Below are 18,739 nucleotides of genomic sequence, written 5' to 3'. Positions count from 1 at the left end.
ATAATCGTGTTTTTCGCCGTCGCAGGCCGTCGCGCTCTGCCCCCGAGTCCTGTAGGAGCCCCATGGAGCAATTTCGTAATATCGGCATCATCGGCCGCCTCGGCAGCTCCCAGGTGCTGGATACCGTCCGCCGACTGAAGCGGTTTCTGCTCGATCGTCACCTGCATGTGATCCTCGAAGACACCATCGCTGAAGTCCTGCCGGGCCACGGTCTGCAAACCTCATCGCGCAAGATGCTCGGCGAAGTGTGTGACATGGTGATTGTGGTCGGCGGTGACGGCAGCCTGCTTGGCGCCGCGCGGGCGCTGGCCAAACACAATATTCCGGTGCTCGGCATCAACCGTGGCAGCCTGGGCTTTCTCACCGACATCCGCCCCGATGAACTGGAAATCAAGGTCGCCGAAGTGCTCGACGGCCACTATCTGGTGGAAAACCGTTTCCTGCTGCAAGCCGAAGTCCGTCGCCATGCCGAGGCCATCGGTCAGGGCGATGCACTGAACGACGTAGTGCTGCACCCCGGTAAATCGACGCGGATGATCGAGTTCGAGCTGTACATCGACGGCCAGTTCGTCTGCAGCCAGAAGGCCGACGGCCTGATCGTCGCCACGCCCACCGGATCCACTGCCTACGCGCTGTCGGCGGGTGGCCCGATCATGCATCCCAAGCTCGACGCCATTGTAATTGTGCCGATGTACCCCCATACCTTGTCGGGCAGGCCGATCGTGGTCGATGGCAACAGTGAGCTGAAAATCGTCGTGTCCAAGGATATGCAGATTTACCCGCAAGTCTCGTGTGACGGGCAGAACCACTTTACCTGCGCGCCCGGCGACACCATCACCGTCAGCAAGAAAGCCCAGAAGTTGCGGCTGATCCACCCGCTCGACCACAACTACTATGAAGTCTGCCGGACCAAGCTCGGCTGGGGCAGCAAGTTGGGTGGTGGAGGCGACTGATGCTCGATCCCGCGCGTAGCTATGACCTGATCGGTGACGTGCACGGTTGCGCTCTGACCCTTGAGCATTTGCTCGACCGGCTCGGTTATCACAAACAAGGCGGCGTCTGGCGCCATGCCTCGCGCATGGCAGTGTTCGTCGGCGACATCATCGACCGTGGCCCGCGGATTCGCGAGGCGCTGCATATCGTCCACGACATGGTCGAGGCCGGTCAGGCGCTGTGCATCATGGGCAACCACGAATTCAATGCCCTGGGCTGGGTCACGCCTGCACTGCCCGGCAGCGGCAAGCAGTTCGTGCGCGAACATACCCCGCGCCACGCCCGTTTGCTGCATGAAACCCTGACCCAGTTCGAACACCATCCCGGCGACTGGCATGACTTCCAGCAATGGTTCTATGAGCTGCCGCTGTTCGTCGATGCCGGGCGCTTCCGGGTGGTCCACGCCTGCTGGGATGGCGGCCTGATCGAGCCACTTCGGGCACTGTTCCCAGATGGTTGCGTCGATGAGCACTTCCTTCAGGCCTCGGCGGAGTCTGGCAGTTTCGCCTGTACTGTGTTCGACCGCCTGCTGCGTGGCACCGACATGCGCCTGCCCCATGGCCTGACCATGACCAGCGGCGATGGACTGACCCGTTCGTTCTTCCGCACCAAATTCTGGGAAGACGACCCGCAAACCTACGGCGATATCGTGTTCCAGCCTGACGCGCTACCGGAACCGGTCGCGCAGACGCCGCTGTCTTCCACCGAAAAGAACAACCTGCTGCGTTATGGCATCGACGAGCCGTTGCTGTTCGTTGGCCACTACTGGCGCAGCGGCAAACCGGCGCCGATTCGCCCGAACCTGGCCTGCCTGGACTACAGCGCCGTGCTCTATGGCAAGTTGGTGGCCTACCGCCTGGATCAGGAAACGCGGCTCGATCCGCGCAAATTTGTCTGGGTCGATGTCGAGCGGCCAGAGGTTCTGCAATGAAAGCGAGGTTGCAATGAGTACGGTCGCGGTATTGCGTCTGCCCCTGGCGGTGGATTTGAGCGGCTTCGTCAAGTTGCTGCGACGCATGCAGGTGCCGCACCGCGTCAGCGAAGAGGCGGGCGAGCAGGTGCTCTGGGTGCCGGACAACATCAGCGAAGACGTGCGTGCGCTGTACGAGCGCTTTCCGGCGGGCGATCCCGATTATCAGCTGGACATCCCGGTGGCGAAGACCATCAAGCGGCCCGGCTTCGTCGAGCAGGTGCGCCATGCCAAGGCGACGGCGGCGATACTGTTGCTCAGCGTTCTGGTCGGCGCCCTGACCATGCTCGGCGAAAACTTCAACACGATGCGCTGGCTGACCTTCCTCGATTTCCGGGTGGTCGGCGAGTACATCCACTTTACCCCCCTGGCCAACGGCCTGGCGGCGGGGCAGTGGTGGCGACTGTTCACACCGATGCTGATCCACTTCGGCATCCTGCACCTGGCGATGAACGGCATGTGGTACTGGGAGCTGGGACGGCGCATCGAATCGCGGCAGGGCACCATCAATCTGGTCGGCCTGACCCTGCTTTTCAGCCTGGTGTCCAACTACTCACAGTACCTGTATACCGGGCCGAGCCTGTTCGGCGGCCTGTCCGGCGTGCTGTACGGATTGCTCGGACATTGCTGGATTTTCCAGCTATTGGCGCCGAACGCCGCTTATCGCCTGCCACGAGGCGTGCTGGTAATGATGCTGGTCTGGTTGTTGCTCTGCATGTCCGGGCTGGTCTCGATGATCGGCTTCGGTGAAATTGCCAACGCGGCCCACGTCAGCGGGTTGCTCGTCGGATGCTTGACCGGTTTGTTGGGTGGTTTGTACAACCGCCGTAAACTGGCCGCCTGAAACAGTTTATGTAAATAGAGAACGCGGAGACCCAATGTCCTCTTTTAACGAAATGATCAAGAACATCACCCCGGACATCTACCAGAGCCTGAAACTGGCGGTGGAAATCGGTAAATGGTCCGACGGTGGCAAGCTCACCGCCGAGCAACGCGAACTGTCGCTGCAAGCGATGATCGCTTGGGAAATCCAGAACCTGCCCGAGGAAGAGCGCACCGGTTACATGGGCCCGCAGGAATGTGCGTCGAAGTCGATTCAAGTGCCTAATATTCTGTTCAAGTCGGATGCCATCCATTGATCGAGATTGGCCGCGGTTCAATAAGCAAAATGTCGGCGCGCCTGGACGGGCCGAACGTGCAGTACGCATTTCGTCTGGACGACGTCGAGGTACCGGTCAATCCGTTGATCGGCACCACGGTGCGCCTGGAATACCTGGGTGCGATCCATTGCATCCATTGCGGACGCAAGACCAAAACCAGTTTCAGTCAGGGCTACTGCTACCCGTGCATGACCAAGCTGGCCCAGTGCGACGTGTGCATCATGAGCCCGGAACGCTGCCATTTCGACGCCGGTACCTGCCGCGAACCGGAGTGGGGCGAGAAGTTCTGCATGACCGATCACATCGTCTATCTGTCGAACTCTTCCGGGGTGAAAGTCGGCATTACCCGCGCCACCCAGTTGCCGACCCGCTGGATCGATCAGGGCGCCCGTCAGGCGCTGCCGATCATGCGCGTCGCCACTCGCCAGCAGTCGGGTTTCGTCGAGGATCTGTTCCGCACCCAGGTGGCCGACAAGACCAATTGGCGTGCCTTGCTCAAGGGCGATGCGGCGTCGGTGGACCTGGCCGGGATTCGTGACCAGCTGTTCGCCAGCTGCGCCGACGGCCTTCGCGCGTTGCAGGACCGATTCGGGCTGCAGGCGATCCAGCCGATTGCCGATGTCGAAACCCTCGAAATCAAGTATCCGGTCGAGCAATACCCGGCCAAGATTGTCAGCTTCAACCTGGACAAGCAGCCGATTGCCGAAGGCACGCTGTTGGGGGTCAAGGGCCAGTACCTGATCTTCGATAACGGCGTGATCAACATTCGAAAATACACGGCTTACCAGCTCGCCGTGCATCAGTAAGGACTCCAGCATGCGTACCGAACAACCGAAGATGATCTACCTCAAGGACTATCAGGCGCCCGAGTACCTGATTGACGAAACGCACCTGACCTTCGAGTTGTTCGAGGACCACAGCCTGGTCCATGCGCAACTGGTGATGCGCCGCAATCCCGAGCGTGGCCCGGGCCTGCCGCCGCTGGTGCTGGACGGCCAGCAACTGGACCTGCTGTCGGTGACCCTGGCAGATCGCGAACTGAGTGCAGCCGATTACCAGCTGACCGAAAACCACCTGACGCTGCACCCGACCAGTACGTCCTTCACTGTCGACACCAGCGTACGCATTCATCCGGAAACCAACACCGCGCTGGAAGGCCTGTACAAGTCCGGCACGATGTTCTGCACCCAGTGCGAGGCCGAAGGCTTCCGCAAGATCACCTATTATCTCGACCGCCCGGACGTGATGAGCACGTTCACCACCACCGTGGTCGCCGAGCAGCACAGCTATCCGGTGCTGCTGTCCAACGGCAACCCGATCGCCTCCGGTCCTGGCGAAGACGGCCGGCACTGGGCGACCTGGGAAGATCCGTTCAAGAAACCGGCGTACCTGTTTGCGCTGGTGGCCGGTGATTTGTGGTGTGTCGAAGACACCTTCACCACCATGACCGAGCGTACCGTGGCTCTGCGCATCTACGTCGAACCGGAAAACATCGACAAGTGCCAGCACGCCATGGACAGCCTGAAGAAGTCCATGCGCTGGGACGAAGAGGTTTACGGTCGCGAATACGATCTGGACATCTTCATGATCGTCGCCGTGAACGACTTCAACATGGGCGCGATGGAGAACAAGGGTCTCAACATCTTCAACTCCAGTGCTGTGCTGGCCAAGGCCGAAACCGCCACCGACGCCGCGCACCAACGGGTCGAAGCCATCGTGGCCCACGAATACTTCCACAACTGGTCGGGCAACCGCGTGACCTGCCGCGACTGGTTCCAGTTGTCGCTCAAGGAAGGCTTCACCGTATTCCGCGATTCCGGTTTCTCCGCCGACATGAACTCGGCCACGGTCAAGCGCATCCAGGACGTCGCCTATCTGCGTACTCACCAGTTCGCCGAAGACGCCGGCCCCATGGCCCACGCGGTGCGTCCAGACAGCTTCATCGAGATTTCCAACTTCTACACCCTGACCGTGTACGAAAAGGGCTCGGAAGTGGTCGGCATGATCCACACCTTGCTCGGCGCCGAAGGCTTCCGTAAAGGCAGCGACCTGTACTTCGAACGCCACGACGGCCAGGCCGTGACCTGCGATGACTTCATCAAGGCCATGGAAGACGCCAACGGCGTCGACCTGACCCAGTTCAAGCGCTGGTACAGCCAGGCCGGCACGCCACGTCTGGTGGTTAGCGAGTCCTACGATGCCGCGGCGAAAACCTACAGCCTGACCTTCCGCCAGAGCTGCCCGCAGACCCCTGACAAGGTTGAGAAACTGCCGTTCGTGATTCCGGTCGCGCTCGGCCTGCTGGACAGCAAGGGTGTTGAAATGCCTCTGCGTCTTGCCGGCGAAGCGGCGGCGCAAGGCACTTCGCGGGTCATCTCCGTGACCGAAGCCGAGCAGACCTTCACTTTCGTCGACATCGCCGAACAGCCGCTGCCTTCCTTGCTGCGTGGCTTCTCCGCGCCGGTGAAACTCAGCTTCCCGTACAACCGCGACCAACTGATGTTCCTGATGCAGCACGACAGCGACGGTTTCAATCGCTGGGACGCCGGCCAGCAATTGTCGGTGCAGGTGTTGCAGGAATTGATTGCCCAGCAGCAGAAGGGCGAAACCCTGGTACTGGATCAGCGCCTGGTGTCGGCCTTGCGCACGGTATTGTCCGACGAGTCGCTGGATCAGGCGATGGTCGCGGAAATGCTCTCGCTGCCGAGCGAAGCCTATCTGACCGAAATCAGCGAAGTGGCGGATGTCGACGCCATTCACATCGCCCGTGAGTTTGCCCGCAAGCAACTGGCCGAGGCGCTGTTCGAAGGTCTGTGGCTGCGCTATCAGGCCAACCGCGAACTGTCGAAGCAAACCCCGTATGTGGCCGAAGCGGAACACTTCGCCCGTCGTGCGCTGCAGAACATTGCGCTGTCCTACCTGATGCTCAGTGGCAAGCCGCAAGTGTTGGCGGCGACGCTGGAGCAGTTCGATGCGTGCGACAACATGACCGAGCGTTTGACCGCGCTTGCTGTGCTGGTCAACTCGCCGTTCGAGGAGCAGAAAGCCAAGGCGCTGTCCGGTTTCGCCGCGCACTTCAGCGACAATCCGCTGGTCATGGACCAGTGGTTCAGCGTTCAGGCCGGCAGCGTATTGCCAGGTGGCCTGGAGCGGGTCAAGGCGTTGATGCAGCACCCTGCGTTCAACATCAAGAACCCGAACAAGGTGCGCGCGCTGATCGGTGCGTTTGCCGGGCAGAACCTGGTCAACTTCCACGCGGCGGATGGTTCGGGGTATCGCTTCCTCGCGGATCTGGTGATTGAGCTCAATGGCTTCAACCCGCAAATCGCCTCCCGCCAACTGGCACCACTGACACGCTGGCGCAAATATGACACTGCGCGTCAGGCGTTGATGAAAGGCGAACTGGAGCGGATTCGTGCTTCGGGGCAGCTGTCCAGCGATGTGTTTGAAGTGGTCAGCAAAAGCCTGGCCTGATCAGGTAACCGCGCCTGCAGGGTTCGCTCGAACCCTGCAGGACCTTCCATCGTTCCCTCAGCCGCAATCACCCCGCTCAATACCCCATCATTCAGAAAAACCACATCACCCCCGCGGTTAACAAAACATAACGTGCCGTCGATTGTCAGCTCTTCAAAAACCTCTATAGGATAAGCCAGCTTCCGAAGGGGCTCTGGATTGCGGGTTTCAGGACTATGCTCTGAAACAGCGGGTCCAGGCGTGCACCCTTGCGGCGCCCTGAAAGGTTGAATGACCTAACAATAATAATGGGGGAAGGTCTATGAGTGAGCCTGTCATGGGTGTGGGTACCTGCCGCCCGCCGGCACTGCGTAAATTCGCCTTGCTGGCTACAGCGCTCTCGCTGTTGGGTTGTGCCGTGTGGTCGGCGCCTGTCTTGTCGGCCGACGCGCCGGCAGCCGACGTTGTTTATTCCGTTGAATCAGCCAAGGCCAGCAAAAGCCTGGTGCTCGATGTCGTCCATGCAGGCAAGCGCCTGGTGGCGGTCGGGGATCGCGGGCACATTCTTTATTCCGATGACCAGGGCTCGACCTGGACCCAGGCGAAGGTGCCTACCCGGCAACTGCTGACCTCGGTGTTCTTTGTCGATGACAAACACGGCTGGGCCGTTGGTCATGACGCGCAGATCCTCGCCAGCGAGGACGGCGGCGTTACCTGGACCAAGCAATTCGAAGATCTCAAACGCGAATCGCCGCTGCTCGACGTCTGGTTCCAGGACGTCAACAGCGGCTTCGCCGTGGGCGCCTATGGTGCGTTGATGGCAACCACCGATGGCGGGAAAAACTGGGAAGACGTCAGCGATCGCCTGGACAACGAAGACCAGTACCACCTCAACGCCATCACTGCGGTCAAGGATGCCGGACTGTTCATCGTTGGCGAGCAAGGCAGCATGTTCCGCTCCGCCGACTGGGGGCAGACCTGGGAGAAACTCGAAGGTCCGTACGAAGGTTCGCTGTTCGGCGTGATCGGCACCGCTCAACCCAACACCCTGTTGGCCTACGGCTTGCGCGGCAATCTTTACCGCTCCACGGATTTCGGCAGCACCTGGGAGCAGGTCGAACTCAAGGCTGAACGTGGCGCGCTGGAGTTCGGCCTGTCCGGCGGCACGCTGCTCGAAGATGGTTCTATCGTCATCGTCGGCAACGGCGGTTCGGTGATCAGCAGCAGCGACAACGGCGAAACCTTCAGCGTCTTCAACCGTCGGGATCGTATTTCCATCTCGTCGGTGGTCGGCGCGGGGAACGGCAATCTGATTCTGGGTGGGCAGGGCGGCGTTCGCGCCACTGCGCCAAACGGCGCCGAGCTGGGCAAATGAGCCAGGTTAATAATAAGAAGGCGGGGCTATGACTTCCTTGAGCACTCATCATCAGGACAAGGCGACGTTTCTTGAACGCCTGATTTTCAACAACCGCCCGGCAGTGATCACCATCTGCCTGCTGGTCAGCATTTTCCTGTTCTGGCAGGCAACGCTGATCCGGCCATCCACCAGTTTCGAAAAAATGATCCCGCTGGAGCATCCCTTCATTCAGAAGATGATGGAGCACCGCAACGATCTGGCGAACTTGGGCAACACCGTACGGATATCCGTGGAAGCCACCGACGGCGACATCTTCTCCAAGGAGTACATGGAGACCCTGCGCCAGATCCACGACGAGGTGTTCTACATTTCTGGCGTCGACCGCTCCGGCCTCAAGTCCTTGTGGAGCCCGAGCGTTCGCTGGACCGAAGTGACGGAGGAGGGCTTCGCCGGTGGTGAAGTGATTCCGCAGAGCTACAACGGCTCCCAGCAGAGCCTCGACATGCTGCGCAACAACGTGCTCAAGTCCGGGCAGATCGGGCGGCTGGTGGCCAACGACTTCAAGTCGAGCATCGTCGATATCCCGCTGCTGGAGTCCTACCCGGATCCACAGGACCAGGGCAAGCTGCTGGCGCTGGACTATCGCAAGTTCTCCCACGATCTTGAAGAAAAGATCCGGGACAAGTTCGAAAAACAGAACCCCAACGTCAAGATCCACATCGTCGGCTTCGCCAAGAAGGTCGGTGACCTGATCGACGGCCTGGTGATGGTGGTGATGTTCTTCGGTGTCGCCTTCGTCATCACCCTGATCCTGCTCTACTGGTTCACCAACTGCATGCGCAGCACCGTGGCGGTGTTGAGCACGACACTGGTGGCGGTGATCTGGCAATTGGGCCTGATGCATTTCTTCGGCTTCGGTCTCGATCCTTACTCGATGCTGGTGCCGTTCCTGATCTTCGCCATCGGTATTTCCCACGGCGTACAGAAGATCAACGGTATCGCCCTGCAATCCAGTGAGGCGGATAACGCCCTGACCGCTGCGCGCCGCACCTTCCGCCAACTGTTCCTGCCGGGGATGATCGCGATCCTCGCCGATGCCGTGGGCTTCATTACCCTGCTGATCATCGACATCGGCGTGATCCGCGAGCTGGCCATCGGCGCGTCCATCGGCGTGGCGGTGATCGTGTTCACCAACCTGATCCTGCTGCCGGTGGCGATTTCCTACGTCGGCATCAGCAAGCGCGCCGTCGATCGCAGCAAGAAGGACGCGCACCGCGAACATCCGTTCTGGCGCCTGCTGGCGAATTTTGCCAGCGCCAAGGTTGCACCGGTCTCGATCCTGCTGGCATTGATCGCCTTCGGTGGCGGCCTCTGGTACAGCCAGAACCTGAAGATCGGCGACCTCGACCAGGGTGCGCCTGAACTGCGTCCGGATTCGCGCTACAACAAGGACAACAACTTCATCATCAACAACTACTCCACCAGTTCCGATGTATTGGTGGTGATGGTCAAGACCAAATCCGAAGGTTGTTCGCGCTACGAAGCCATGGCGCCGATCGACGAGCTGATGTGGAAGATGCAGAACACCGAGGGCGTGCAGTCGGCGATTTCCCTGGTGACCGTGTCCAAGCAGATGATCAAGGGCATGAACGAGGGCAACCTGAAGTGGGAAACCCTGTCGCGTAACCCGGACGTGTTGAACAACTCCATCGCCCGTGCCGATGGCCTGTACAACAACAATTGTTCGCTGGCTCCGGTACTGGTGTTCCTCAACGACCACAAGTCCGAAACCCTCGATCGTGCGGTACATGCGGTGCAGGAATTCGCCAAGGAAAACAACAAGGAAGGCCTGGAGTTCATCCTCGCCGCCGGTAACGCCGGTATTGAGGCTGCGACCAACGAGGTCATCAAGAAGTCCGAGCTGACCATCCTGATCCTGGTGTACATCTGCGTAGCGGTGATGTGCATGATCACCTTCCGCTCCTGGGCGGCGACCTTGTGCATCGTGCTGCCGCTGGTACTGACCTCGGTACTGGGTAACGCCCTGATGGCTTTCATGGGCATCGGCGTGAAAGTGGCGACCCTGCCGGTGGTGGCATTGGGCGTGGGGATCGGCGTGGACTACGGCATCTACATCTACAGCCGCCTGGAAAGCTTCCTGCGTGCCGGCCTGCCGCTGCAAGAGGCGTACTACCAGACGCTGAAGTCCACCGGCAAGGCGGTATTGTTCACCGGTCTGTGCCTGGCCATCGGTGTGTGCACCTGGATCTTCTCGGCCATCAAGTTCCAGGCCGACATGGGCCTGATGCTGACCTTCATGCTGCTGTGGAACATGTTCGGTGCACTGTGGCTGTTGCCAGCGCTGGCACGCTTCCTGATCAAGCCGGAGAAACTGGCGGGGCAGAAGGGCAACTCGCTGTTTGCTCACTGATCCCTGATCAGAAACACAAAAGCCGCAACCTCAGGGTTGCGGCTTTTTTATGCCTCAAATTCACATCAGTCCCTGTAGGAGCGAGCCTGCTCGCGATAGCGGTTTGTCATTCAGCATCAATGTTGATTGACAGGGCCTCATCGCGAGCAGGCTCGCTCCTACAGTGGATTTGTGTTGGTCAGACTGGATCGGTACCCAGCACCACATTCAACGCGCTACGCGCATCGTCGAGTTGTACCAGAGTCGCATGCCGCGCACCCAGCGCATCACGATTCTCGATGGCGGTCAAAATCGCCTTGTGCCGTGGCAACGCCAGTTCATGCAGGTTAGGTCGCTGGTTCGAGTGTTTCAGCGCCTCGGCGATCGCCACCGACAGCATGTTGCACAGGTTGGCCAGCAGGTCGTTGTGGGTGGCATCGGCGATGCGGCTGTGGAAGTCCAGGTCCGGTTGCAACAGGGCTTCCGGCGTCGGTGCGGCTTCCATGCGTTGATAGGCCTCGCCGATGGAGGCGATGTCTTCGTCGGTGGCGAACTGGGCAGCCAGGGCGGCAGCGGCCGGTTCGATGATGCTGCGCACACTGGTGAGCAGGTCGAAGAACTGGTTTTGCGGGCTGCTTTGCATCAGCCAGTGCAGCACATCCGGATCCAGCATGTGCCAGTCCTTGCGCGGCTTGACCACGGTGCCAACTCGCGGGCGGGAGTAAACCAGGCCCTTGGCGACCAGCACCCGGGTCGCTTCACGCAATACCGGCCGGCTGACGGCATATTCCTCGCACAGCAGGGCTTCGGCCGGCAGTTTGTCGTCCGGCAGGAAGCGCCCGGAGACGATGTGCATGCCCAGTTCCTGAACGATGCGCGAATGCATGCTTTTGCGGTCGGAGGGTTTGCGGTAATCCATGGGAAGCGGCGCGGTCCTGTGCGAGGGGGTGTCGGGCATGATAACAGGCACGACACATTCTTGAGGCGGGCGTAGATCAAATGTGGGAGCGAGCCTGCTCGCGAAAGCGGAGTGTCAGCCAACAAAAATGTTGAATGATAAATCGCCTTCGCGAGCAGGCTCGCTCCCACAGTTATTTTGTGTGATTAGTGGGAGTGACGGGGCACCTCGGCCCCGCGGCAACCCACCAGGAAGTCGAAGTCACACCCCTGATCCGCTTGCAGCACATGGTCGATGTACAGCTGGCGGTAGCCGCCCACCAGCAATTGCTGCGGTGGTTGCAGGTCGGCCATGCGCGCGGCCAGTTCGGCGTCGGGGATGTCCAGGTGCAGGCGGCCGCTGGCGCAGTCGAGCTCGATCCAGTCGCCTTCCTTCACCGCTGCCAGAGGTCCGCCAGCCGCCGCTTCCGGCGCCACATGCAGGACCACGGTGCCGTACGCGGTGCCGCTCATGCGCGCATCGGAAATGCGCACCATGTCGGTCACGCCCTGGGCCAGCAGCTTGGCCGGCAGGCCCATGTTGCCGACTTCAGCCATGCCCGGATAACCCTTCGGACCGCAGTTTTTCATCACCAGGATCGAGTTGGCATCGACGTCCAGTTCCGGGTCGTTGATGCGCGCCTTGTACATGTCGAAGTTCTCGAACACGACGGCGCGACCACGGTGCTGCATCAATTCAGGTGTAGCGGCGGACGGTTTCAGCACCGCACCCAATGGCGCCAGGTTGCCGCGCAACACGCAGATCCCGCCATCGGCGCGGATCGGGTTGTCGAGGGTGCGGATAACCTGATCTTCGCCATAGATCGGCGCTTCCCTGGTGTTTTCGCCGATGGACTTGCCATTGACGGTCAAGGCGTTCGGGTTCGGGATCAGGTTGGCTTCACCGAGGCGGCGCAACACTGCCGGCAAGCCACCGGCGTAATAGAACTCTTCCATCAGGAAACGCCCGGACGGTTGCAGGTCGACGATGGTCGGCATGCCGCGACCGATGCGGGTCCAGTCGTCCAGGTCCAGCTCCACGCCGATACGCCCGGCAATGGCCTTGAGGTGGATCACCGCGTTGGTCGAGCCGCCGATGGCAGCGTTGACGCGGATGGCGTTTTCGAAGGCCTCCTTGGTCAGGATCTTCGACAGCTTCAAGTCTTCGCGAACCATCTCTACCGCGCGCATGCCGGACATGTGCGCCAGCACGTAGCGGCGCGCATCGACGGCGGGAATCGCTGCGTTGTGGGGCAGGGAAGTGCCGAGCGCTTCGGCCATGCAGGCCATGGTCGAGGCGGTGCCCATGGTGTTGCAGGTACCGGCGGAACGGGACATGCCGCCCTCGGCCGCGAGGAAGTCATCAATGGTGATGGTGCCGGCTTTTACCTGCTCGCTGAGCTGCCAGACCACGGTGCCGGAACCGATGTCCTTGCCTTTGTGCTTGCCATTGAGCATCGGTCCGCCGGTGACGACGATGGCGGGCACGTCGCAACTGGCAGCGCCCATCAGCAAGGCCGGAGTGGTTTTGTCGCAGCCGGTCAGCAGCACCACGCCATCGATCGGGTTGCCACGAATCGCCTCTTCAACGTCCATGCTCGCCAGGTTGCGGGTAAGCATCGCGGTGGGGCGCAGGTTGGATTCACCGTTGGAGAACACCGGGAATTCCACCGGGAAGCCCCCGGCCTCGATCACACCCCGTTTGACGTGCTCGGCGATCTGGCGGAAATGCGCGTTGCAGGGGGTCAGTTCCGACCAGGTGTTGCAGATGCCGATGATCGGCTTGCCATGGAACTGGTGGTCGGCGATGCCCTGATTCTTCATCCAGCTGCGGTACATGAAGCCGTTCTTGTCGGCCGTGCCAAACCATTGGGCGGAGCGCAGGGTGGGTTTCTTATCAGACATGATCGATTCTCTTATTGTATGACTATATTGTTCGAGCTGAGGCGTAACATAAGCGCAAATTGCGCCGTTTGGAAGTGTTGTTGGGTAATTAGTATTACTATATAGTCATTTTCAGCGGAGGGATGACCCTGACGGTTTGCCGTGAGAGGTGTCCCCCGAGGTTCTATAAAAACAACAATCGGAGACCGATCTCATGAGCCAGGAACTGCGGCTTATTCGTCGCATCACGCTGAAACTGATTCCCTTCCTGATCCTGCTGTACCTGATCGCCTATGTGGATCGCTCCGCCGTGGGGTTCGCCAAGTTGCACATGGGCGCCGACATTGGCCTCGGTGACGCGGCGTACGGCCTGGGCGCGGGGCTGTTCTTCATCGGCTACTTCCTGCTGGAAATCCCCAGCAACCTGATGCTCGATCGCTTCGGCGCGCGGCGCTGGTTTGCGCGGATCATGGTCACCTGGGGCGCCATCACCATCGGCATGGCCTTTGTCCAGGGGCCGAACAGCTTCTATCTGATGCGCTTTCTGCTCGGTGCGGCGGAAGCCGGGTTTTTCCCGGGCGTCCTGTACTACATCACCCAATGGTTCCCGGTCCGCCATCGCGGCAAGATCCTCGGCCTGTTCATCCTGTCGCAGCCCATCGCAATGATGATCACCGGCCCCTTGTCCGGCGGACTGCTCGGCATGGACGGCGTGCTGGGCCTGCACGGCTGGCAGTGGTTGTTCATCGTCATCGGCACCCCGGCGATCCTGCTGACCTGGCCGGTGCTGCGCTGGTTGCCGGATGGTCCGCAACAGGTGAAGTGGATGGACCAGGCGGAGAAGGACTGGCTGACCGGCGAGCTGCAAAAAGACCTGCAGCAATACGGTCAGACTCGCCACGGCAATCCGCTGCATGCACTCAAGGACAAACGCGTTTTGCTGCTCGCGCTGTTCTACCTGCCGGTCACTCTGAGCATTTATGGCCTGGGCCTGTGGCTGCCGACTCTGATCAAGCAGTTCGGCGGCAGCGATCTGGTGACCGGATTCGTGTCAGCCGTGCCGTACATCTTCGGGATCATCGGCCTGCTGATCATTCCGCGCAGTTCCGACCGCTTGAACGATCGCTACGGCCACCTGGCGGTGCTTTACGTGCTGGGCGCCATCGGCCTGTTCCTCAGTGCCTGGCTGACGTTCCCGGTGCTGCAACTGATGGCGCTGTGTCTGGTGGCGTTTTCACTGTTTTCCTGCACGGCGGTGTTCTGGACCTTGCCCGGCCGTTTCTTTGCCGGCGCCAGCGCGGCGGCGGGGATCGCCCTGATCAACTCGGTCGGCAACCTGGGTGGCTACATCGGTCCGTTCGTGATCGGCGCGCTCAAGGAGTACACCGGCAACCTGGCTTCGGGGTTGTACTTCCTGTCGTGCGTGATGGTCTTCGGCCTGATTTTGACCGGCGTGGTTTATCGCCAGCTGGAACGCAAGCATGTGCTGCCGGCGGATGAGTTTGCCGCCAGTGCCCGTGGCGCGACGCGTACCTGATTGCATCCACCGGCCCATTGTGGGAGCGAGCCTGCTCGCGATGGGGCCGCCACATTCAACATTGATGGTGACTGATACACCGCTATCGCGAGCAGGCTCGCTCCCACAGGGAATGGCGGTGTTTGAATTCGACAGGAGAAACTTCATGCGTTTGGTTCAATTCGAATTGAGTAACGGTTTACGCCGTGTCGGCGTGGTCGAGGGGGCGCAGGTCCTGGAGGTGCGTGAGGCGCACACGGTTCGCGACCTGGCCCTGGCGGCGATCGAGGCGGGGGTCAATCTGGAGCAACAGGTGCAAGCCCTGGGGTTGGGCATCGGCCACGACTACGCCGAGCTGCTGGCGCAACTGCGCATCCTGCCACCTCTGGATCATCCGGACCCGGCTCACATGTTGGTCAGCGGCACCGGCCTGACCCACCTGGGCAGCGCCTCGGCACGGGACAAAATGCACCAGCAGTCCGGCGATGAGTCGGCGATGACCGACACCATGCGCATCTTCAAATGGGGCGTGGAGGGCGGTAAACCGGCGCAAGGGCAGGCCGGTGTGCAACCGGAATGGTTCTACAAGGGCGATGGCAGCATTGTCGTGCGCCCTGGCCAGCCGTTTGCGCTGCCGCCATTTGCCGAGGATGCCGGCGAAGAGCCCGAGCTGAGTGGCCTCTACGTGATTGGCCACGACGGCAAGCCGTATCGCCTGGGCTTTGCCGTGGGCAACGAGTTTTCCGATCACGTCATGGAGCGCAAGAACTACCTGTACCTGGCGCATTCGAAGTTGCGCAGTTGCAGCTACGGCCCGGAGTTGCGCGTCGGCGAATTGCCCGAGCACCTGGCCGGCACCAGTCGCATCCTGCGCGACGGTGAAGTGCTATGGCAGAACGAGTTCCTGAGTGGCGAGGCCAACATGTGCCACAGCCTGGCGAACCTGGAATTCCACCATTTCAAATACAGCCAGTTCCTGCGTCCGGGGGATGTGCACATTCACTTCTTCGGCACCGCGACCCTGTCTTTCGCCGATGGCATTCGCACGCAGCCGGGGGACGTGTTCGAGATCAGCCAGGCCGAGTTCGGCGCGCCGCTGGTCAATGGCATCGCACCGGTCGAAGCAGCGTTCGAACCCGGCACTGTCGGCACCCTGTAAGGCGCTATCCATGTTGAGGAGCTACTCATGACCCGCATTCTTGGTCACAACTACATCGGCGGCCAGCGCAGGGCCACAGGCAGCGTCAAGCTGCAGAGCATCGATGCCGAAACCGGCGAGGCGTTGCCCCATGATTTCATCCAGGCAACCCCCGAAGAAGTCGATGCCGCCGCCAGGGCTGCGGCAGCCGCGTACCCGGCCTATCGCGGCCTGAGCGGCGAACGCCGGGCTCAGTTCCTGGACGCGATTGCCGATGAACTGGACGCGTTGGGCGATGATTTCGTCAGCGTGGTCTGCCGCGAAACCGCCTTGCCGGCGGCACGGATTATCGGTGAGCGCGGGCGTACCAGTGGCCAGATGCGCCTGTTCGCCAGCGTGCTGCGCCGTGGCGATTTTTACGGCGCACGTATCGACCGGGCCTTGCCCGAGCGCCAGCCGCTGCCGCGTCCCGACCTGCGTCAGTACCGCATCGGCCTCGGCCCTGTGGCCGTGTTCGGCGCGAGTAATTTCCCCTTGGCATTTTCCACTGCCGGTGGAGACACCGCCGCAGCCCTGGCTGCCGGATGCCCGGTGGTGTTCAAGGCCCACAGCGGCCACATGGCCACGGCCGAGCAGGTTGCCGATGCGATCATCCGCGCGGCGGAAAAAACCGCCATGCCGGCCGGTGTGTTCAACATGATCTACGGCGGTGGCGTCGGCGAAATCCTGGTCAAGCATCCGGCAATCCAGGCGGTGGGCTTTACCGGTTCGCTCAAGGGTGGTCGCGCGCTGTGCGACATGGCGGCGGCGCGCCCGCAGCCGATCCCGGTGTTCGCTGAAATGTCGAGCATCAACCCGGTGATCGTGCTGCCCCAGGCGCTACAGGAGCGCACGGAAACCATCGCCCGTGGCCTGTCAGCGTCGGTGGTCCAGGGCTGCGGCCAGTTCTGCACCAATCCCGGCCTGGTGATCGGCATTCGTTCGTCGCAGTTCACCGCATTCCTGAAATTGCTGGCGGACATGATGGCCGATCAACCGGCGCAAACCATGCTCAATGCCGGGACCTTGAGCAGCTATGGCAAGGGTTTGCAAAAGCTGCTCGACCATCCGCACATCGAGCATCTGGCCGGTCAGCCACAGCAAGGTCGCCAAGCGCAACCGCAACTGTTCAAGGCCGATGTCAGCCTGTTGATCGAAGGCGACGAGGTGTTGCAGGAGGAAGTGTTCGGCCCGGCCACGGTGGTGGTGGAAGTGGCGGATCAAGCGCAACTGAGTGCCGCGTTGAACGGATTGCACGGTCAATTGACCGCGACAATCATCGGCGAGCCAGCGGATTTCGAGCAGTTCGGCGAGCTGACGGCGTTGCTGGAACAGAAGGTCGGTCGGATCCTGCTTAACGGCTATCCGACCGGGGTCGAGGTCTGCGATTCGATGGTGCATGGCGGCCCGTACCCGGCGACTTCCGACGCCCGTGGCACTTCGGTCGGTACCCTGGCCATCGACCGCTTCCTGCGTCCGGTCTGCTTGCAGAACTACCCGGACAGCCTGTTGCCGGATGCGCTGAAAAACGCCAACCCGCTGGGTATTCAGCGATTGGTGGATGGCAAACCGTCGCGCGAAGCGATCTAACCTTCCGCCACGCTGATCGTTCCCACGCTCTGCGTGGGAATGCCTCTACGGACGCTCCGCGTTCGGCTCTGGAAGGGACGCAGAGCGTCCCGTGCTGCATTCCCACGCAGAGCGTGGGAACGATCGGTGGAGGCATGAGCTATCATTGCGTCTTTCCCATCCAAAGATTGACTGCCATGACTGCTGTATCCGACACCCTGCTCAACGCCCTCGAACACTGCGATATGGTGGAAATCGACGGGCTGCATGCCTTCGAATTCGCCCTGGACGAAGACGACAACCTGCATATCGAATGCATGGACGGTAGAAATTCACTGCATTGGGAGTTCACGCCGGCGCAGATCCAGGCCGCCAGCTTCGATCAAACCCTGCAAAGCTGGCTGATCGTGGGCAATGACGGTGAGCATCGCCTGGTGTGCATCGGCGACGTCTTCAGCGGTGACAACGAAGACGACGAACCAGAGGCGTAACGCCTGAAAACTGCCGATGGACGCCCCGGGCGATCTGAGATTCTTGCTGCGACAATAGGCCGCAGGCCCCGGTTTGTGGGGCCTGTAGCTTTCTATCAATGAGGCTGATATTTGGTAATGCTACAAAGCATTTCAAGGCCTCGTTCCTCGAGGGGTAAGTTTGCTTCACGGCCCAACCGGGCAAGCAAGCCAACTGACTTCGAGGAATACCCGATGAACTTCAATCTCTTCTCCATAATCGCCGCCTCCGCCATCTCGGCTTCCGTTGCCCTGCCAGCCAGTGCCAACGTTGAAATCAGCGACAAAAAATCCCACACCCAGAGCTACACCCAGAAATACCTGCAACAGAGCGCAAACTTCTACGCCGCGCTGGATCACAAAGCCCAGCACTGAGCGTTTCTCTCCGCAAGTGTAGGAGCGAGCCCTGCTCGCGATGGAGGTCCAGGCGCCGCGGGCAATCAGACTGCCCACGTCATCGTTGACGACCATCGCGAGCAGGGCTCGCTCCTACACGGATGCGGGCTTCGCCAACTGCTACAGATGTCGCTCCTGCATAACTCATTTCCGACAGCATTAAATAGCCATTAAGGTATCGCTTGATATCACCTTGCCACCCGTTTAAATTTGACGCGGGTTTATTGACTCCTTCAGAAGAAAAGGATCGACAATATGGCAATGCGTCTGGCTGTGGTGCTGCTGTTTCTCTATTCCACCCCGATTCTGTCCGCTGCCACGCCCATTTCCGGGGAGCCCGAGGCTGCCCGCGAGCGCCTGATGAGTTTTATTGAAGACTGAAATAGTCTCCTTTAATGATCAACGTCGA

At 60.7% G+C, this 18,739-nt stretch carries 16 protein-coding genes; 14 read left to right on the top strand and 2 right to left on the bottom strand.

The genetic code is table 11. The annotated features are described in order from the left end of the window. Positions 1–62: 62 nt before the first annotated feature. The 8 genes from ABTV29_RS17180 (at position 63) to ABTV29_RS17145 (ending at position 10,364) form a co-directional block, all read left to right on the top strand. A complete protein-coding gene (locus tag ABTV29_RS17180) occupies positions 63–953 on the top strand; it encodes an NAD(+) kinase (RefSeq protein WP_011333623.1) in 891 nt (296 codons plus the stop codon). After that, the gene (locus ABTV29_RS17175) at positions 950–1,924 is read left to right on the top strand and encodes a metallophosphoesterase (protein WP_433771912.1); all 975 of its coding nucleotides are present in this window, start codon (positions 950–952) and stop codon (positions 1,922–1,924) included. Before ABTV29_RS17180 ends, ABTV29_RS17175 begins: the two co-directional genes overlap by 4 nt. A gap of 13 nt (positions 1,925–1,937) precedes the next feature. Beyond that, positions 1,938–2,807, top strand: a complete 870-nt coding sequence (locus ABTV29_RS17170; RefSeq protein WP_433765705.1) for a rhomboid family intramembrane serine protease — start codon at positions 1,938–1,940, stop codon at positions 2,805–2,807. Between the two features lie 34 nt (positions 2,808–2,841). Continuing rightward, positions 2,842–3,102: a YeaC family protein gene (locus ABTV29_RS17165; protein ID WP_110962585.1), complete on the top strand. Its 261-nt coding sequence runs from the start codon at positions 2,842–2,844 to the stop codon at positions 3,100–3,102. Then, positions 3,099–3,929: a DUF2797 domain-containing protein gene (locus ABTV29_RS17160; protein ID WP_433765703.1), complete on the top strand. Its 831-nt coding sequence runs from the start codon at positions 3,099–3,101 to the stop codon at positions 3,927–3,929. The genes ABTV29_RS17165 and ABTV29_RS17160 overlap by 4 nt, the downstream gene beginning before the upstream one ends. A gap of 10 nt (positions 3,930–3,939) precedes the next feature. After that, positions 3,940–6,597, top strand: coding sequence for an aminopeptidase N (gene pepN, locus ABTV29_RS17155; RefSeq protein WP_433765701.1), 2,658 nt, complete (start codon positions 3,940–3,942; stop codon positions 6,595–6,597). Positions 6,598–6,898: 301 nt separating this feature from the next. Next, the gene (locus tag ABTV29_RS17150; protein WP_433765699.1) at positions 6,899–7,951 is read left to right on the top strand and encodes a WD40/YVTN/BNR-like repeat-containing protein; all 1,053 of its coding nucleotides are present in this window, start codon (positions 6,899–6,901) and stop codon (positions 7,949–7,951) included. 28 nt (positions 7,952–7,979) lie between these two features. Further along, the gene (locus ABTV29_RS17145) at positions 7,980–10,364 is read left to right on the top strand and encodes an efflux RND transporter permease subunit (RefSeq protein WP_433765697.1); all 2,385 of its coding nucleotides are present in this window, start codon (positions 7,980–7,982) and stop codon (positions 10,362–10,364) included. A 178-nt stretch (positions 10,365–10,542) separates the two neighbouring features. Here ABTV29_RS17145 and ABTV29_RS17140 read toward each other — a convergent pair whose 3' ends face one another. Both ABTV29_RS17140 and ABTV29_RS17135 read right to left on the bottom strand, forming a co-directional pair. After that, positions 10,543–11,262 carry a FadR/GntR family transcriptional regulator gene (locus tag ABTV29_RS17140; protein WP_433765696.1) on the bottom strand — a complete coding sequence of 240 codons (720 nt, stop codon included), beginning with the start codon at positions 11,260–11,262 and terminating at the stop codon, positions 10,543–10,545. A gap of 185 nt (positions 11,263–11,447) precedes the next feature. Next, positions 11,448–13,184, bottom strand: coding sequence for an IlvD/Edd family dehydratase (locus ABTV29_RS17135; RefSeq protein WP_433765695.1), 1,737 nt, complete (start codon positions 13,182–13,184; stop codon positions 11,448–11,450). A gap of 193 nt (positions 13,185–13,377) precedes the next feature. Here ABTV29_RS17135 and ABTV29_RS17130 point away from each other — a divergent pair, with 193 nt between their 5' ends. From ABTV29_RS17130 to ABTV29_RS17105, 6 genes are all read left to right on the top strand, one after another. After that, complete coding sequence (locus ABTV29_RS17130) at positions 13,378–14,700, top strand: MFS transporter (protein ID WP_433765694.1); 1,323 nt, start codon at positions 13,378–13,380, stop codon at positions 14,698–14,700. 145 nt (positions 14,701–14,845) lie between these two features. Continuing rightward, a complete protein-coding gene (araD1, locus tag ABTV29_RS17125; RefSeq protein ID WP_433765692.1) occupies positions 14,846–15,838 on the top strand; it encodes an AraD1 family protein in 993 nt (330 codons plus the stop codon). Between the two features lie 27 nt (positions 15,839–15,865). Then, positions 15,866–17,446: an aldehyde dehydrogenase (NADP(+)) gene (locus ABTV29_RS17120; RefSeq protein WP_433765691.1), complete on the top strand. Its 1,581-nt coding sequence runs from the start codon at positions 15,866–15,868 to the stop codon at positions 17,444–17,446. A 134-nt stretch (positions 17,447–17,580) separates the two neighbouring features. Beyond that, positions 17,581–17,916 (top strand): DUF5629 family protein, encoded by a 336-nt coding sequence (locus ABTV29_RS17115; RefSeq protein WP_433765690.1) that lies wholly within the window; start codon positions 17,581–17,583, stop codon positions 17,914–17,916. 213 nt (positions 17,917–18,129) lie between these two features. Then, entirely contained in the window at positions 18,130–18,309 is a 180-nt protein-coding gene (locus tag ABTV29_RS17110) for a hypothetical protein (RefSeq protein ID WP_433765688.1), read from the top strand. 276 nt (positions 18,310–18,585) lie between these two features. After that, entirely contained in the window at positions 18,586–18,711 is a 126-nt protein-coding gene (locus tag ABTV29_RS17105) for a hypothetical protein (RefSeq protein ID WP_275428077.1), read from the top strand. Positions 18,712–18,739: the final 28 nt, after the last annotated feature.

The organism is Pseudomonas putida (assembly GCF_050989985.1).
In the GTDB taxonomy this organism is placed as follows: Bacteria; Pseudomonadota; Gammaproteobacteria; order Pseudomonadales; family Pseudomonadaceae; genus Aquipseudomonas; species Aquipseudomonas putida_AI.
The sequence above is the reverse complement of the archived record's forward strand: the minus strand, read 5'-3'. Positions and strand labels throughout refer to the sequence as shown.

What these genes read in the sequence shown, in the direction of transcription:
- ABTV29_RS17135 (WP_433765695.1), bottom strand. Translation starts at nt 13,184, where the DNA reads ATGTCTGATAAGAAACCCACCCTGCGCTCCGCCCAATGGTTTGGCACG.
- ABTV29_RS17140 (WP_433765696.1), bottom strand. Translation starts at nt 11,262, where the DNA reads ATGGATTACCGCAAACCCTCCGACCGCAAAAGCATGCATTCGCGCATC.
- araD1 (WP_433765692.1), top strand. Translation starts at nt 14,846, where the DNA reads ATGCGTTTGGTTCAATTCGAATTGAGTAACGGTTTACGCCGTGTCGGC.
- ABTV29_RS17150 (WP_433765699.1), top strand. Translation starts at nt 6,899, where the DNA reads ATGAGTGAGCCTGTCATGGGTGTGGGTACCTGCCGCCCGCCGGCACTG.
- ABTV29_RS17120 (WP_433765691.1), top strand. Translation starts at nt 15,866, where the DNA reads ATGACCCGCATTCTTGGTCACAACTACATCGGCGGCCAGCGCAGGGCC.
- ABTV29_RS17110 (WP_433765688.1), top strand. Translation starts at nt 18,130, where the DNA reads ATGAACTTCAATCTCTTCTCCATAATCGCCGCCTCCGCCATCTCGGCT.
- ABTV29_RS17145 (WP_433765697.1), top strand. Translation starts at nt 7,980, where the DNA reads ATGACTTCCTTGAGCACTCATCATCAGGACAAGGCGACGTTTCTTGAA.
- ABTV29_RS17105 (WP_275428077.1), top strand. Translation starts at nt 18,586, where the DNA reads ATGGCAATGCGTCTGGCTGTGGTGCTGCTGTTTCTCTATTCCACCCCG.
- ABTV29_RS17115 (WP_433765690.1), top strand. Translation starts at nt 17,581, where the DNA reads ATGAGCTATCATTGCGTCTTTCCCATCCAAAGATTGACTGCCATGACT.
- ABTV29_RS17130 (WP_433765694.1), top strand. Translation starts at nt 13,378, where the DNA reads ATGAGCCAGGAACTGCGGCTTATTCGTCGCATCACGCTGAAACTGATT.
- pepN (WP_433765701.1), top strand. Translation starts at nt 3,940, where the DNA reads ATGCGTACCGAACAACCGAAGATGATCTACCTCAAGGACTATCAGGCG.
- ABTV29_RS17170 (WP_433765705.1), top strand. Translation starts at nt 1,938, where the DNA reads ATGAGTACGGTCGCGGTATTGCGTCTGCCCCTGGCGGTGGATTTGAGC.
- ABTV29_RS17165 (WP_110962585.1), top strand. Translation starts at nt 2,842, where the DNA reads ATGTCCTCTTTTAACGAAATGATCAAGAACATCACCCCGGACATCTAC.
- ABTV29_RS17180 (WP_011333623.1), top strand. Translation starts at nt 63, where the DNA reads ATGGAGCAATTTCGTAATATCGGCATCATCGGCCGCCTCGGCAGCTCC.